The organism is Sphingobium sp. CFD-1, assembly GCF_024611115.1.
Lineage (GTDB): Bacteria > Pseudomonadota > Alphaproteobacteria > Sphingomonadales > Sphingomonadaceae > Sphingobium > Sphingobium baderi_A.
In genome coordinates, this window is record NZ_CP084398.1 from 1,519,226 (window position 1) to 1,534,180 (window position 14,955).

Annotated in this window: 12 protein-coding genes and 1 pseudogene; 7 read left to right on the plus strand and 6 right to left on the minus strand. The window is 62.6% G+C overall.

Going from position 1 to position 14,955, the window contains the following annotated elements:
• The first annotated feature begins 87 nt into the window (after positions 1–87).
• From LDB26_RS07895 to LDB26_RS07910, 4 genes are read left to right on the plus strand one after another with little or no spacing between them, the layout of a single operon-like run.
• Entirely contained in the window at positions 88–2,226 is a 2,139-nt protein-coding gene (locus LDB26_RS07895; protein ID WP_048575781.1) for a type IV secretion system DNA-binding domain-containing protein, read from the plus strand.
• Positions 2,223–5,189, plus strand: coding sequence for a MobF family relaxase (gene mobF, locus LDB26_RS07900; RefSeq protein ID WP_257541529.1), 2,967 nt, complete (start codon positions 2,223–2,225; stop codon positions 5,187–5,189). The genes LDB26_RS07895 and mobF overlap by 4 nt, the downstream gene beginning before the upstream one ends.
• Before the next feature lie 11 nt (positions 5,190–5,200).
• On the plus strand, positions 5,201–5,788 hold the full coding sequence (locus LDB26_RS07905) for a restriction endonuclease (protein ID WP_048575779.1): 588 nt from the start codon (positions 5,201–5,203) through the stop codon (positions 5,786–5,788).
• Positions 5,785–6,342: a lytic transglycosylase domain-containing protein gene (locus tag LDB26_RS07910; protein WP_048575778.1), complete on the plus strand. Its 558-nt coding sequence runs from the start codon at positions 5,785–5,787 to the stop codon at positions 6,340–6,342. The genes LDB26_RS07905 and LDB26_RS07910 overlap by 4 nt, the downstream gene beginning before the upstream one ends.
• Positions 6,343–6,560: 218 nt before the next feature.
• Here the strand turns inward: LDB26_RS07910 and LDB26_RS07915 are convergent, their stop codons facing one another.
• The gene (locus LDB26_RS07915; protein WP_066519830.1) at positions 6,561–6,794 is read right to left on the minus strand and encodes a hypothetical protein; all 234 of its coding nucleotides are present in this window, start codon (positions 6,792–6,794) and stop codon (positions 6,561–6,563) included.
• Positions 6,795–7,075: 281 nt separating this feature from the next.
• Here LDB26_RS07915 and LDB26_RS07920 point away from each other — a divergent pair, with 281 nt between their 5' ends.
• The gene (locus LDB26_RS07920) at positions 7,076–7,612 is read left to right on the plus strand and encodes a hypothetical protein (RefSeq protein ID WP_257541531.1); all 537 of its coding nucleotides are present in this window, start codon (positions 7,076–7,078) and stop codon (positions 7,610–7,612) included.
• Here the strand turns inward: LDB26_RS07920 and LDB26_RS07925 are convergent.
• Positions 7,586–8,797, minus strand: coding sequence for an IS256 family transposase (locus tag LDB26_RS07925; protein WP_011950834.1), 1,212 nt, complete (start codon positions 8,795–8,797; stop codon positions 7,586–7,588). The two genes, LDB26_RS07920 and LDB26_RS07925, sit on opposite strands and share 27 nt — an antisense overlap.
• Positions 8,798–9,302: 505 nt before the next feature.
• Here LDB26_RS07925 and LDB26_RS07930 point away from each other — a divergent pair.
• Positions 9,303–10,253 (plus strand): annotated as a pseudogene (locus LDB26_RS07930) (NAD(P)/FAD-dependent oxidoreductase); the annotation flags it as partial.
• 279 nt (positions 10,254–10,532) lie between these two features.
• Here the strand turns inward: LDB26_RS07930 and LDB26_RS07935 are convergent.
• Both LDB26_RS07935 and LDB26_RS07940 read right to left on the minus strand, forming a co-directional pair.
• A protein-coding gene (locus tag LDB26_RS07935; protein ID WP_373886176.1) for an IS3 family transposase occupies positions 10,533–11,896 on the minus strand; the annotation gives its coding sequence in 2 pieces (ribosomal slippage) (positions 10,533–11,546 and positions 11,549–11,896; 1,362 coding nt in all).
• A gap of 52 nt (positions 11,897–11,948) precedes the next feature.
• The gene (locus LDB26_RS07940) at positions 11,949–12,326 is read right to left on the minus strand and encodes a sulfite exporter TauE/SafE family protein (RefSeq protein WP_082166039.1); all 378 of its coding nucleotides are present in this window, start codon (positions 12,324–12,326) and stop codon (positions 11,949–11,951) included.
• Between the two features lie 97 nt (positions 12,327–12,423).
• Between LDB26_RS07940 and LDB26_RS07945 the strand changes: the two genes are divergently transcribed.
• The gene (locus LDB26_RS07945; RefSeq protein WP_048575776.1) at positions 12,424–13,314 is read left to right on the plus strand and encodes a LysR family transcriptional regulator; all 891 of its coding nucleotides are present in this window, start codon (positions 12,424–12,426) and stop codon (positions 13,312–13,314) included.
• A gap of 20 nt (positions 13,315–13,334) precedes the next feature.
• On the opposite strand, the gene LDB26_RS07950 is transcribed toward LDB26_RS07945, so the two are convergent.
• Positions 13,335–13,988, minus strand: coding sequence for a glutathione S-transferase family protein (locus LDB26_RS07950; protein ID WP_048575775.1), 654 nt, complete (start codon positions 13,986–13,988; stop codon positions 13,335–13,337).
• Positions 13,989–14,001: 13 nt separating this feature from the next.
• Positions 14,002–14,925, minus strand: coding sequence for an alpha/beta fold hydrolase (locus LDB26_RS07955; protein WP_048575774.1), 924 nt, complete (start codon positions 14,923–14,925; stop codon positions 14,002–14,004).
• Positions 14,926–14,955 lie beyond the last annotated feature (30 nt).

Genomic DNA, 14,955 nt, shown 5'->3' on the forward strand with positions numbered 1-14,955 from the left:
CGATCGCTTCCTTCTGCCGTCCGGGTCTCACCCCGAACTGAAGGATCAGGCGGTCCCGGATGCCTCTGTTCGGGGGAGGGCGCAATCATGAGCATCTTCCGTAACGACACATTGGGCTCATGGACCCGCGGTGGTCAGGCGATCGTCCACAATGTCAGGATGACCACCCAGGTCTTCTTCCAGACCGTGGTCGCGGGGATCGTCCTGTGGGCGATGGGGACTGGCTGGTATGCCTTCGAGAAGTCGAGCGAGTATCAGCGTTTCGTTCTGGTCAAGATGGCGGAGGCCAGCTTCAAGGCCGATACCGCGCGAGGAACCAGTGACCCCATGCTGTTCCGCACCCCGGACGGTCGGGAATATTGGACGTCGGCCGACGCCCTTATCGAATCCCGCGTCGGTAAGAAGGCGCTCGGTAAACTCGAAACCGACCTCATCCATGGGGCGGCCATTGCCGGTATGGGGGCACTCGCCGCGCTGGTTTTCGCCTGGTTCTATTTTACCCGGACAGGACGCGGCCTCGGGTCCAACGAATATATTCGCGGCGCCCGCTTTGGGACGATCTCGGAAGTCCGCCGTGCTCTCCGGGGGCAGAAGAAAGGGGCGCTCAACATCGGCGGCGTCGCGGTGCCAGAGGCCTTCGAGCCGGAGCATATCCTGCTTGTCGGCGCCCCCGGCACGGGGAAAACCAACCTCATCACCACCATGCTCGCTGGGATCCGCAAGCAGGGCAAGCGGGCCATCGTCTATGACACCGCCGGGAGCTTCGTCGAGAAATTCTACCGCCCCGGACGCGACATCCTCCTTAACCCGCTGGACAAGCGCACTGACATCTGGAGCCCCTGGGTCGATGTCCCGCAGGAGTATCACTACGACCAGATCGCGGAATCTACCATCCCCGACAAGCATGGCGATCCCTTCTGGTCGAAGGCAGCACGCGGTACGCTGGTCGCGGTCCTGCGCAAGCTTGCCCGGCAGAAGCACACCCTCATCTCGATCCTGCTCGACCGCGTGCTCCGCTCCCCGGTCGCGGACCTCGCCGCCTATGTGAAGGGCACTGATGCCGCCGCGTTCATCTCCTCGGAAGGGGAGCGCACTTCTGCCGGCGTCCAGGCCGAGCTCGCCTCGGTCATGCGCAGTTTCTCCTATCTTGACGATACGGTGGACGGTTTCTCGATCCGTAAATGGGTCGAGGACGAGAAGGACGACAGCTGGCTGTTCGTGACCGTCAAGGCCGACCAGCTTCCCTCGCTGCGTCCCCTCATCACCGTCTGGCTCGATATCGCGATCAGCGCGATCATGAGCCTTACGCCCGATCGCAACCGGCGGCTCTATTGCGTGATCGACGAGTTGCCGACGCTTCAGAAGCTTCCTTCGCTATCCGACTTCCTGGCCCGTGCGCGCAAATATGGGGGCTGCGGCATATTGGGGTTCCAGTCCTATCCCCAGCTCAATGCCACCTACGGCAAGGAGGATGCCGCCGCCATCACCGGCTACTGCTCGACCTGGGTGGCGCTCCGGGCCAACGATTCCGATACCTCGGAACTCATCTCCAAGAATCTCGGCCGGGTCGAGCAAGTCGAGGCGAACGAGGGCATGTCCTACGGCGTCAACGACATGCGCGACGGGGTGAACTTAAGCCGTATGCAGGTGACCCGCCCGCTGGTGATGGACACCGAGGTCAACCACCTGCCCAACCTTTCGGGGTTTCTCCGGTTCGGTCGCAACCTCCCCGTCGTGCGCTTCACTGATCGCTTCAATCTCCTGCCAACGGTCGCACCCGCCTTCATCGAACGGAACGAACCGCCCAAGCGACTGCCGATCGGCGAGAAGATCATATGCGAGACACGGAAAAGTCGCCGGGCGGCGCAAGCACGACAAACGGCCGCTAGGAAAGGAGAGGCTTCATCGGACCAAGGCGCAAGACCGACACCCGGGAAGCCGCAGGGCGACTTTTTCAACCGCCCGAACGATCCTCCACCCGTGGACGAGACGACCGGTGTGCCGATCCCCGAAGAGGCGGCCGGTCACGACAAAAGCACAATACCTCCGGATCATCCTGATCCCGACATGGGCGAGGGCGATTTGCCGATCGAGGACCATGCTGATGCGGACGACGTGGTCGCGACGCCCATCCCACTGCTGGGCGCGCGGCGGGGGACCCTTCGCGTATCGCTCGATAGCCATGGCCGGTCCGAAGGACCGCGCGAGAAGGCGAAGCCGGCATGATACATCCCCGCCGTCTCAAGGGCACGGCCGCCAATATCAGCCGCTACTATACGATCGGCGACTATTATACCAAGGGCGGCGACGAACCGTCTGAATGGGGTGGCAAGCTTGCTCCCGGTCTCGGCCTGTCGGGCAAGGTCGATCCCAAACAGTTCGAGGAACTGCTGGCCGGCAAGGTCGGCGACCAGCAACTCGGTCGGCGCCGCAAGGAAGGTATCCAGCACCATCCCGGCTGGGACTTCAACATCAGCGCCCCCAAGTCGATCTCGATCCTGGCGCTGGTGACGGGCGACGAGCGGATCATCGCAGCGCATGAACGGGCGGTTGGCGTCGCGCTGGCCCATCTTGAAGAGCATGCCGAACTGCGCCGCCGCGTCGAGGGCGAGATCGTCCATGAAACGACCGGCCGGCTTCTCTTCGCCCGCTTCACCGAACATGCGAGCCGCGACCTCGATCCGCACCTTCATACCCATGTCGTCGTCCTCAACATGACCAACCATCTTCGTGGCGACCGGATGTCGAGCCTCGAGACGCGTTCGATGTTCGCGGAACAGCTCGTTACTGGGCAGATTTATCGCAACGAACTAGCCCATGACGTGCGTGAGCTCGGTCACGAGATTGTGTTCGATCCGCGCCGCGGTCTGTTCGAGGTAGCCAGCGTCCCCGGCGAAATGATCCGCGAATATTCGCAGCGGGCAGAGGAGATAAACGCCCATGCGAAGGAACATTGCCTCACCGGACAGGCTGCTCGGCGCATATCCTTCTTCGAGACGCGCAAAGCCAAGGAAAAGATCGGACTGGAGGACCTCCAGGAGCGGTGGAACAAACGTGCCGAACCCTGGCGCGAGGATCTCGACAAGCTCCTGGCGGCCGTCGCGGAGCGCGGCGAACGCACGATCGAGACTGATCCGGGCGTCGCCCGCCGCGCTGCGCTATTCGGAATCCGGCAAAGCGAGACGCGTGAAGCGGTCAACAATATCGGGCGGCTGTACCGCACCGCGCTCGCCTCCCATGTCGGTGAGGTCCGGTTCGGTGACGTGCGTCCGATATTCGATGCTCAGGAAGCCGATCGCAAGCTGCTCCGCACAGTACGCCAGACCGGCGATCAACCGCTTCCACGGGGACGCTCGTCGCGGCGGACCGCGAAACTGGAACTGGCCCTGTCGGAACATCTATCGCTCGCCATGGGCGATGCCTCTCCCGTCGCCAGCTCCGAGCGGCTGGCAGAGGCCGCGGTTGCTGCCGGTCTGACGCAAGAGCAGGCGCGCGCGCTCGAAGGGATCGGTACGGGCAACAACCGTCTTGTCGCGATCCACGGCGTCGCGGGCGCAGGAAAATCGACCCTGGTCGGCGCGCTGGTCGATGCGACCCGCGACGATTACATGACAATCGCACTTGCGCCGACGTCTTCGGCAGCGGCAGAACTGGGTAACCAGGCAAATATCGAATCCCGCACGGTCGCCTCACTGCTCGCCGGTGGCGGCCATAATATCACCGACAGGCATATTCTTGTGCTCGACGAGGCGGGCCAGCTCGGTAACCGTCAGGCATTGCGCATCCTGGAGATCAGCCGCGCGACCGGCGCGAGGCTCATCCTGCTTGGCGACAACAAGCAGACCGGTGCGATCGAGCAGGGCAAGGCGTTCTGGCTCCTTCAGCAGCTGGGACTGCCCACCAGTCAACTTCTCGATCCCATGCGCCAGCAAACCAGGACGACGAAAGAGTCGGTGGCGATGGCGCGCAAGGGCGACTATGCGGCTTCGCTTGCCGCGCTCGATCGTGTGAACACCGGGGAGACCGCAGAGGCTCTCGCCAAGGATATCGTCGTCGAGTGGACCCGGCTGCGGCCCGCTGCGCGCAATGCCACCAATATCCTTGTGCTCGACAATGCGACCCGGTTGATCGTCAACAGCCACATCCGCGAAGTGCTGAAACGCGAGGGCGCGGTCGCGGCCAATGATCACCGGCTCGAAGTCCTGACGCCGGCGGGCATGACAGATCAGGAAAAGCAGATCGCCCGCTTCTACACTGAAGGCCAGGTGCTCAAGTTTGCGCGCGACTACGCGGGTCTCGGAATCGCCCGGGACGCGGAATATCGCGTGGTCGGGATTGGGCGGAATAATAATGGCCGCCAGGTCGTGCGCCTGGCCGACGAGCATGGCCGTCAGATTGAATGGAATCCCCGGCTTGGCAAAGCGGCGCACGTCAACGTCTTCCTGACCGAGCAGCGCCAGCTCGGCGAGGGGGACCGCATCCAGTGGCGGCTCGTCAACAAGGATATCGGCGTCAAGAACGCCGAGCGTGGCACTGTGTTGGCCTTCGACGGGACGATTGCCACTATCAAATGGGACCGCGGCGAGCGTGTGCAGGATGTGGACCTGTCCGCTCATAGGACCTGGGACCACGGCTACGCGGAAACTGTCTATTCCTCCCAGTCGAAAAGCTACCCGCGGACCTATGTGCTGGCGCCGGTCGAATCCGGTCTGGTCAACGGCCAGAACTATTACACTGCGATCACCCGCGCTCGCTATGGTGTGAAGCTGTGGACCGAGGATGTGACACGTCTTGCGGCCAAGCTGGCGTCGCGCTCGGGCGAGAAGACCTCGACGCTCGAAGGGCTTGGCCGGCTCAAGGCCGACAGCCACAAGCAGCGGGGCGCGCGCCACAAGGAACGCCACGATCGGTCGCGCGAGGCGAATGCCCGCGAACGGGACGAACGCAACGCCGAGCGCGAACAGCGCCGGCAGGGGCGGGGTAACACAGGCCCGCCGGGCTTCGCTGACAGCCTTGCCAGTCGCGCGCAAGAGGCTGCCGTTTTGGTCGACCGCTTCCTGCGCGGCACTCTCGATCGCGATCGCGCGCCCGAATCCACCGAGCGTGGCAGCGCGCCCCATCATGTTCACCAGCCAGCACCTCAACCGCAGCATGACCATGGCGATCATGGCAGCGGACACGACCGATAGGAGGGTTACCCATGAATCTGAATCTTGTTCTCATTCTGATCCTCTGCACCGCACTGCTGGCGCTTCTCTTTCGTCACGACCGCATCCCCATCCGCCATCGATGGCGACGGCGGCAGGCCCGGGAGATGTGCGAGCAACTGCGGGGGCGGGACCGCGATCAGCCGGTCGCGCTCCATTATGCGCGGTTCCGCGCCATGGACCCGCTCGCGTTCGAGGAGTTGCTGCTCGAAGCCTTCGAGCGGCGCGGGCACCGCGTCATCCGCAATTGCCGCTATACGGGTGACGGCGGCGTCGACGGCGAAGTCATCATCGATGGAATACGCTTCCTGATCCAGGCCAAGCGCTACAAAGACGCCATCAGGCCCGAACATGTCTGGGACTTTGCCCAGCTCTGCGCCACCAGAAGGCAGCGCGGCCTGTTCATTCATACCGGCCGCACCGGCGGGATGAGTCGCGCCGTTGTCGATGGTGCGACGGGTATCCAGATCGTGTCAGGCCAGAAACTGCTCGCCCTGTTGACGGGGGCGCCGTTCTTACCTGACCTGTGTGAACCTCGTCGCCCCAGAGAAACCATCGCTTTCAGGCGGACGTCGTCATGAACGCGCTGTCCTGCTCACGATCGCAGCGACCCCGCTATTATATCGGCATCGCCTCGCTTTTGTCGCTCTCGCTTGTTCTCGCGCCAACGCCCGCACTGGCACAGCGTGGAGGATCGGCGGAGGCGGCCGAGCTCGCGCGCTGCATCCGCATTGCTGCGCGGGGCTATGGCTGGCTCGAAAAGACCCTCTGGGGACTGCGCAAGCAGGAGGCGGGCTGGATCGGAGCCGAAATCGCCAACACCAACGGAACGCATGACCTGGGACCGCTCCAGATCAACTCATGGTGGGTGCCCCGCATCGCCCGCCTCATCGGCAGGTCCGAGCATCAGGTCCGCCATTGGCTGCGCTACGATGCCTGCTTCAATGTCGAAGCGGCGCGCTGGATATTCATCTCCGGACTGGAGGCTACAGGCGACTATTGGAAGGCCATCGGCACTTATCACAGCCCCACCGCCTGGCGACAGCGGGCCTATGCAACAAAGGTCGCAACCCACATGCGCGTGAGGTTCGGACCGAAGGTGTTCGCAGCAACCGGTATCGACGCACCGAGATAGGGGCGACGAGAAGCGGGAACCGGTGGCCGGATATGGCAGTGTCGCCGTTTCCTGGGTGACTGGTATCCTAGGCTGCCATTGCTGGACGGCATTGGTGATGAGCTCGGCGCTACTATCTCAGCGTATGTGTTCGGGTGGGCCACGCGAGATGAACAGGTCAGTCAATCCTCGACCATGTTGTCGCTCTGGCGAAGGCAAACACTCAACTGGGCGTCAAACTAGCCGAGGTCTGGCGCGAGAGTGGGTAGAAGCTGATCGTCCTCGGCACCAGGGCTGAGGGGGAGGCCCGCGATGAAACGCTGTCGGTACTTCGCCGCAAGCTCTACGATATCACGCGGCTTGGCATGACAGTCGTCATCGCCGGTGACGAGACCGTGCCGCGTATTACCCCAGATCTGGCGTTTTTGGGGCAGAATGAACCGCAACGCTGTCGCGCTGGATCGCATTCGCATGGGCCGCGCCGCGCGTCCCAGTGTCCTCTACGGTCTTCGCGGTGTCGGCAAGACCGTGTTGCTGGTGACGATGCGGGATGCCGCCGAGGTGGAGGGGACGTCGATCTTTATGATCGAAGCGCCTGAGAACCGATCTCTCCCCGGCATTCTCGTTCGGCGCTTCGGGCGGCGCTGCTGCGGCTCCACCGAGAGAAGCAGGCTTCAGAGGGGGCGATCTCGAAGCGGATCTTTCGGATCTGATAGTCACGATAGGGAAGGCCGCACGGGAATGGGGTTCGGCGATGGAACTGGTGATCGATGAGGTGCAATACGTGCCTGAAGCGCAGCTTGCGGCGTTGACCAGCGCTTTGCGCCGGGCGAGGCAGAAGCAGTTGCCGGTGACGATGATCGCTGCAGGATTGCCTCAGCTTATTGGTCGAATGGGGCGCGCCAAATCCTATGCAGAACGCCTTTTCGAATTTGTTGCGATCGGGCTGCTCGACAATGTGTCTGCTAGAGATGCGATCTGCCTCCCGATTGAACGGGAAGGTGAAACGATCGAAGATATTGCGCTGAGCGCTATCGTGGATAGAACGCAAGGATATCCGTATTTCTTCCAGGAATGGGAGAAGCACAGTTGGGATGCCGCTGATATTCCCTGTCACAGAGGGGATGTCGATAGCGCGACGCGGAGCGCACTGGCCGAAGCGATGAGCGTGAAGGTTTCAAGCGTGGCGCCGACCCGCAACAATTTGATCGGGTCGCGTCCGTCAATGTGGTGTAGAATTGGGTGTGGCCAGCGGGCTGCATTTTCAGGCGGCCTTGGGTGTAATCTGTAGCGGCTGTGCCTCCTCGATCATTGGTGTAGCAAGGGCGGCCATGCCCTCGATCTGCATGTAGCGGTGCTGGAGCTGGTATTCGTCATTCTGCTCCAGCAGGACGGCGCCGACGAGGCGGATGATGCTATCCTCGTTCGGGAAGATGCCGACGACATCGGCGCGGCGCTTCACTTCCTTGTTCAGGCGTTCCAGTGGATTGGTGGAATGTAATTTGACGCGGTGCTGCTCGGGGAAGGTCATGTAGGCCAGCACGTCGTGCTCGGCATCGTCCATGCAGGCGCCGAGCTTTGGCCAGCGGGTACGCAACTGGTCGGCGACCTGGCGCCAGACCTGTGTCGCGGCGGCATGGTCGGGCTGGAGGAAGACCTGGCGGATGGCAGCGGCGACGACGGTGTTCTGGCCCTTGGGCACGTAGGCCAGGGCATTGCGCATGAAGTGGACGCGGCACCGCTGCCAGGTGGCGCTGAGCACGCGAGTGATCGCTGCCTTGAGGCCCTCGTGGGCATCGGAGATGACCAGCTTCACGCCGGTCAGTCCGCGGCGTGCGAGGTCCTTGAGGAAGCTCGACCAGAATGGCTCGGCTTCGGAGGGTCCAATGTGAAGGCCAACGATTTCGCGCTTGCCCTCGGTGTTGACGGCAACGGCTATTATCGCGGCGACACTGACGATCCGCCCGCCCTCGCGCACCTTGAGGTAGGTAGCATCGAGCCAGAGGTAGGGCCAGTCGCCGGTGAGCGGCCGCTTAAGGAAGGCATGGACACGTTCGTCGATATCCTTGCACAGCTTGGACACCGAGGATTTGGAGATGCCGGTCATGCCCATGGCCTGCACCAGCTCGTCGACACGCCGGGTGCTGACGCCGGCGATCCACGCCTCCTGGATCACCGCGACCAGCGCCTTCTCGACGGTCTTCCTGGGTTCCAGGAAGCCAGGGAAGTAGGCGCCGGTCCGTAGCTTGGGAATCCTCAAGTTGAGCGTGCCGAGCCGGGTATCGAGGCTGCGGTCGCGGTAGCCGTTCCGCCAGGTCGTCCGGTCGCCGGAGCGCTCGTGTCGGCTAGCGCCGACCAGGCCATCGACGTCGGCCTCCATGATGATCTGTAATACGCTCTCGGCGATCGTGCGCAGGAAATCTCCATCTCCAGTCTTCGCCATCAGCTCGGCAAGCGGTAGTCTGTCGTCGGTCATCGGGATCAACTCCTCGGTGGGCGTGTGAAGTGTGGTAACTCCACCTTACCGATGAGCCCGGTGGCCACCGAGATCGAAATCGCATGGGGTGGGGCATGCCCCACCCCATGCGATCATCTCAATCTACACCAGAAATTACACCACGAGCGCGGACGCTAACATTTGATCGCCAAGGGGATGCTTTACAGTCCGGCCCATGGAGATACCGCGTTTACGGTGCCATTACTCGACGCGTTCATGCGGCGTGTAATGCCAAACGGCTAAGGTGAATATTTGGAATCGTTCTGTTCGGCTGCCCTATCCACCTGGCCATGTTTCATGAGGCCGAACCAACGGTGCTTACCCGATATGTTGGCAACTGGCGGCTTATCGCAAATAGAATGCCACCGGGATTGTCAGTTCCACCGAATCGGGGCGATCGGCGCGGTCGGTTGCAAATCCCAGCAATGGACGTGATTACAGAAGCGAAGATGGAGGCTCGTCGGAATGGCTATGAGAATTTAGGATGCGACCGAAGATTTTGATCGTGGGCGCCGGCTTTGGCGGAATGGCGGCTGTGAAAGCGCTAAAGCACGCGGATGCGGATGTACTCCTCGTCGATCGTACCAATCACCATCTTTTTCAGCCATTGCTTTATCAGGTCGCGACAGCGGCCCTGTCGCCGGCTGATATCGCCACGGCGAGCCGGGTGCTCCTGAGGCGAAACCGCAATGCGAGCGTCCTGATGGCCGATGTGACTGGCGTCGAACCGACCGCGCAGGTCGTGAAACTCGCAGACGGCAGAACGCTCCGCTACGATTATCTGGTCCTTGCCACTGGCGCGGCGTACAGTTTTTTCGGCCGTGACGAGTGGGCGGACCACGCAAAGGTCCTGAAATCGATCGATGACGCCTTGTCGATTCGGGACCGATTGCTGTTCGCGTTCGAACGCGCCGAGCAATGCGACGATCCTGCGGAGGTGACGAGGCTCCTGACATTCGTAGTCGTCGGGGGCGGTCCGACCGGTGTCGAACTGGCCGGCACCATTGCTGAACTGGCACGGACCACTCTCGCCCGTGATTTCCGGCATATCGATCCCCAATCGGCCCGCATCGTCCTGTGCGAGGCTGGCCAGCATGTCCTGGGCGCATTTCCCGGCGATCTGCCAGACTATGCGTCGGGCGCGCTTCGCTCGCTCGGCGTCGAGGTCCGTCTGGGCGAGGCGGTCACGCTCGTGGATGCGGACGGGATCGTTCTGGGCGATGAGCGGATCGACGCCGCTGTCGTGTTATGGTGCGCGGGCACGCAAGCGCGGCCCGCCGCGATCTGGCTTGGTGCCGCGGCTGCGCGCAATGGCGCCGTCAAGGTGACGGAGAATTGCTCCGTGCCCGGGCATGCCAACATCTTCGCGATCGGCGACGTCGCCAGCTTCGATCCGGGCACGGCCAAACCGCTGCCCGGCCTGGCCCCCGTGGCGAAGCAACAGGGAAAATATGTCGGAAGACTGATTGCCGACCGGATCGCGGGCCGCGAAAAGGCGGTGCCGTTTCGCTATCGCGATCTTGGTACGATGGCGGTCATCGGCAGATCCCGCGCGATCGCCGATTTCGGTCGTTCATTCTTTGTACGCCGATGGCAAGCGTGATGGTGATCACCGCCGGCAGTCCTTCCGGAATGATACCTGTCCGTCGTCAGAACATTCGGCACAACTCGCGGCGTAGATTAGCGGAGTGCGGACCTCGTCAGGGGGTTGATGTTAGGCGGCGAACTTGCGGTGCTGCAAGCGCCGATGTTCGATGGTCTGTCGCTTGATCCTTTCGCGCAGTTTGATGATTGCCGGAGCCCTGCCGAAGTAGGCGTCGGCAGGCGTCACGTTGGCCAGGCTCTCGTGGTATCGCTGGTGATTGTAGTGCTCGACGAAGGCCTCGATGTGGGCTTCGAGGTCGCCGGGCAGGAAGTAGTTTTCCAGCAAGATGCGGTTTTTCAGGGTCTGGTGCCAGCGCTCGATCTTGCCCTGGGTTTGGGGATGACACGGGGCGCCGCGGACATGGCTCATCTTCCGGGCCTCGATGTATTCCGCCAGCTCACCCGCGATGTAGCTGGGGCCATTATCGCTGAGTAGCCGGGGTTTGTGCAGCACCGTGGCGCTGTCGCAACCAGAAGCCGCCAGGGCGAGGTCCAGCGTGTCGGTGACGTCCTCGGCTCGCATGTTGGTGCACAGCTTCCAGGCGATGATGTAGCGTGAGAAGTCGTCGAGCACGGTCGACAGATACATCCAGCCCCACCCGATGATCTTGAAGTAGGTGAAGTCGGTCTGCCACATCTCGTTCGGCCGCGTGGTTTTCGTGTGGAACTGATCGGCAGCCTTGATCACGACATAGGCCGGGCTGGTGATCAGGTCGTGGGCCTTCAACAGGCGGTAAACCGTGGATTCCGACACGAAGTAGCGCTGCCCATCGGTGAAGCGCACGGCCAGTTCCCGGGGGCTCAGCTCAGACTGTTCCAGCGCCAGCTCGATGATCTGGTCGTGGATGCCCGCCGGGATGCGGTTCCACACCCGGCTCGGCGCCGATGGCCGATCTTCCAACGCCTCCGGCCCGCCTTCGAGGTAGCGATCATACCAGCGGTAGAATGTCCGACGAGGGATGCCGAGTTGGTCCAGCGTGCGCTTGGCCGACAGGTGCGACTGCTCGACGGTTCTGATGATCTCGAGCTTCTCGGATGCGGGATACCTCATTCGTCGTTGCCCCCATCCGCGACCATGCTTTTTTTGAGCAGACGGTTTTCCAGTGTCAGATCGGCCACGCATTCCTTCAGGGCCCGGGCTTCGCGGCGCAGGTCCTGGACCTCTCCGGTGGTCGCGGCACGGGCGGTGTCGCCGGCCAGGCGGCGCTTGCCAGCTTCCATGAACTCCTTCGACCAGGTGTAATACAGGCTCTGGGCAATGCCTTCCTTGCGGCATAGCTCGGCGATGCTGTCTTCCCCGCGCAGGCCATCCAGCACGATGCGGATCTTGTCCTCGGCCGAAAAGTGGCGCCGGGTCTGTCGGCGGATGTCCTTCACTACCCGCTCTGCTGGGGCCTTGGCGGGCGATTTTACATTGGAGGATCTGGGCTTCATCTTCGTTCCTTCGTCACTACGACGAAGCCCAGATCCTCCTTAAATCACAACCTCAAATCTGTGCCATCGGTGCTGACGGCGGACAGGTGGAATAGATGATGAGCGCGATGCCGAGCAGCAGCGTCGTCACTCCCGTATCGCCGCTGGCGATCCATCTCGATCCGAGCAGCGTTCCGACAACAACGGCCAGCATCATCGGCCAGAGCCTCCGCAGCAGCGCTCCAAAGCTCGGCCCCGCGAAGAGTTGCCAGACATTGGTGGCGAAGGACGGCACGATCAGCAGGCTTGCGGCCACCAGTGGAGAGATAAGCGCACCGAGCATGCCCATCGCCACGGTCGGAAGGCCCATTCCGGTGACACCTTTGACGAGGCCAGCGGCCAAAAAGGTCGCGAAGACGGCGGCGAGCATTACTGTCGGAAGATCAAACATGCCCCCTGAATATCCGCCTGGACGCCGTGGACAATGCGGATGAGTTGATGTCTGGCTTCGGCTATGCCGAAGCCAGACAAGCGGCTATTCTTGCCGCATGCGCTTCGATCTGACCGACCTTCGCCTGTTTCTCGCTGTCGTTGATGCCGGCAGCATTACCCACGGTGCGATCGAAGCGGGGATGTCGCTGCCGGCCGCCAGCGAACGGCTGCGGGATATGGAGGCGGCGGGCGAAGTGCTGTTGCTCCATCGTGGCCGTCGCGGCGTGGTTCCGACGGAGGCCGGTGAGGCGCTAGCCCATCATGCCCGTGCGATCCTGCACCAGGTGGCCCAGATGCGTGGCGAGCTGGGACGTTACGCGAAAGGACTGCGCACAGAGGTGCGCATCCTCGCCAATACAGCGGCTATCTCCGAGTTCCTGCCCGAAAGGCTTGCGCCCTGGTTGACGGCCCATCCTCAGGTCGATGTCGAACTGAAGGAGCGGCAGAGCACTGAAATAGCGCGGAGCATTGCTGCCGGCTTTGCCGAGATCGGCATCCTGTCGAATGCTGCTGGCACGGAGGGGCTGACTTTGCGCCCCTTTGCCATTGACCGGCTTGTCATGGTGTTCCCGGCCGATCACGATCTGGCAGGAAAGCGACAGGTTCGCTTTGCCGATCTGCTGGACTGCCATTTCGTTGGATTGATGGACGGTGCCCTGCAAAAGCATATCGAGATGCAGGCGGCACGGCTGGGAGCGAAGATCAAGCTGCGTCTGACGCTTCGCGGTTTCGACGGCATCTGCCGTATGGCGGGCGAAGGTGTCGGCATCGGGATCGTGCCGGAAACGGCGGCACGGCGCGCGAAGCGCTCGACGCGGATGGCTTTCGCGCCGCTTACAGACGATTGGGCAACGCGACAACTGTCGGTCTGTGTCCGAGATGAGACGGCATTGACTCCCGCCGCGCTTAGCCTGCTCGATCATTTGACTTCGAGCAGCGCCTGCTGAGCGGCGTGAAGCGCTCCATGTCAGCCCATGGCTTCCAGGCTGATCGCCCGCCGAACGGCGGGGCGCGCCAGCACCTTGGTCATCAGCCGCGCCCAATTGGGCCAACCCGCCTCCATGTCGAGGCCGATGCGACGGCCCCAGAGCCAGAACACGCTAAGATAGGCGTCGACGACAGTATAGCGGGCAGGGACGGCCCAGTCGCGGCCATCGGACAGGATGCGGTCGATATGGTCATAGGCGGCGCGGATGTTCTCCAACCCCTTGCCCTTGACCGCCTCATGCAGCGTGGGGTCGGGCACGAAGCGGTGCGGACGCCAGAGTTGGCTGTAGCCAACGCCGTGGAGATCGACGGAGATCCAGCTCAGCCATTCCAGGCATCGCGCCTCGGCGGCAGCATCGGCAGGCACGAGTTTCGCCTCGGGATAGCTGCCAGCCAGAAACAGCAGGATGGCGACGGATTCGGTCAGCAGGTCGGGCGCGCCGCCGGAGCCACCGGAAACGCCAGTGAGCGCCGGCACCCGGCCCCTGGGGTTGAGCGCCAGATAGTCCGCCGTCGACGTCCCCTCGCCATTTTTGGCGGAGCGGATCTCTGTCTCATAGGGCTGGCCGATTTCTTCCAGAACGATGCGGACGGCGAGCGAACAGGCTCCGGGCGAATAGTAGAGACGATGCATTTGACCCTCCAGTTCAGCGGGCAATGGCATGGTCAGGCCAGCGATTGCGGCCGTCGCGCAGCCACATCAGGGTATCGAGCCAGAATCCAGCGGCATGGCTGTCGTGGAACAGGCCGAAATGCCCAATCTCTTCGCGACCGTAATCCGATGGCTGAAGCAGCACCGACGTCCGCTCGGCGCCGGTGTAATATTCAAGCGTTCGGCGGATCGCGGCCGGTGTGCCAAGCTCGTCATCGCAAACGCTGACAGCCAGCACCTGGGCGGACACGGTCGCCATGCGCTCCAGCACACTTTGCCGCTCGTCGGGCGGGTAGCTACGCTCGAACCGTGACCCGCGAAAGCTCCATTCATGCGCTACGCCAGCCGGCAGGTCTTCAAGCCAGTTCAGCCTGCGACCAGGGAAATAGCCGAAAGCGTATGTCAGCGCAGGCATCGCCACATGCCATTTGAGGAAGAGAGGGAGTCGGCGACGGGCGGCATAGTCGCCCCACCAGGCATATTGCGCCCCGACAGTCAGGATGCGCGCTATGCGCCCGGCGCTGTCAGCAAGTCCCGGCAGAAAGCCGCCTATACTGTGGCCCACCACAAGCAGCTGGTCGCTTCGGCCGTGCTGTCCGATAAATCTGATAGCGCCCTCGAAATCCCGCTCGCCCCAGTCGCGCCAGCGATAGCCACAGCCTCTCAGACGCTCGGGTCGCGACAAGCCGATGCCACGATAGTCGTAAGTGAGCACGTCGAACCCGTGCCGGGAAAGGAACCGGGCATAACTATGGTAATAGCGGGCGAGGACGCCGGTGGCCGGATTCACGATCACCGTTCCGATGGGATGGGCCTTGTTCGCGCGCCAGAGATGGCCGCCGAGACGCACCCCGTCAGGGCAGGAAAGTTCAACCGTTTGCCCGTCAATAGTCGTGGAGTGCGAAGTCAAGCTGCTCATGACGGATATGATATGCGGAGCGATCGCTTG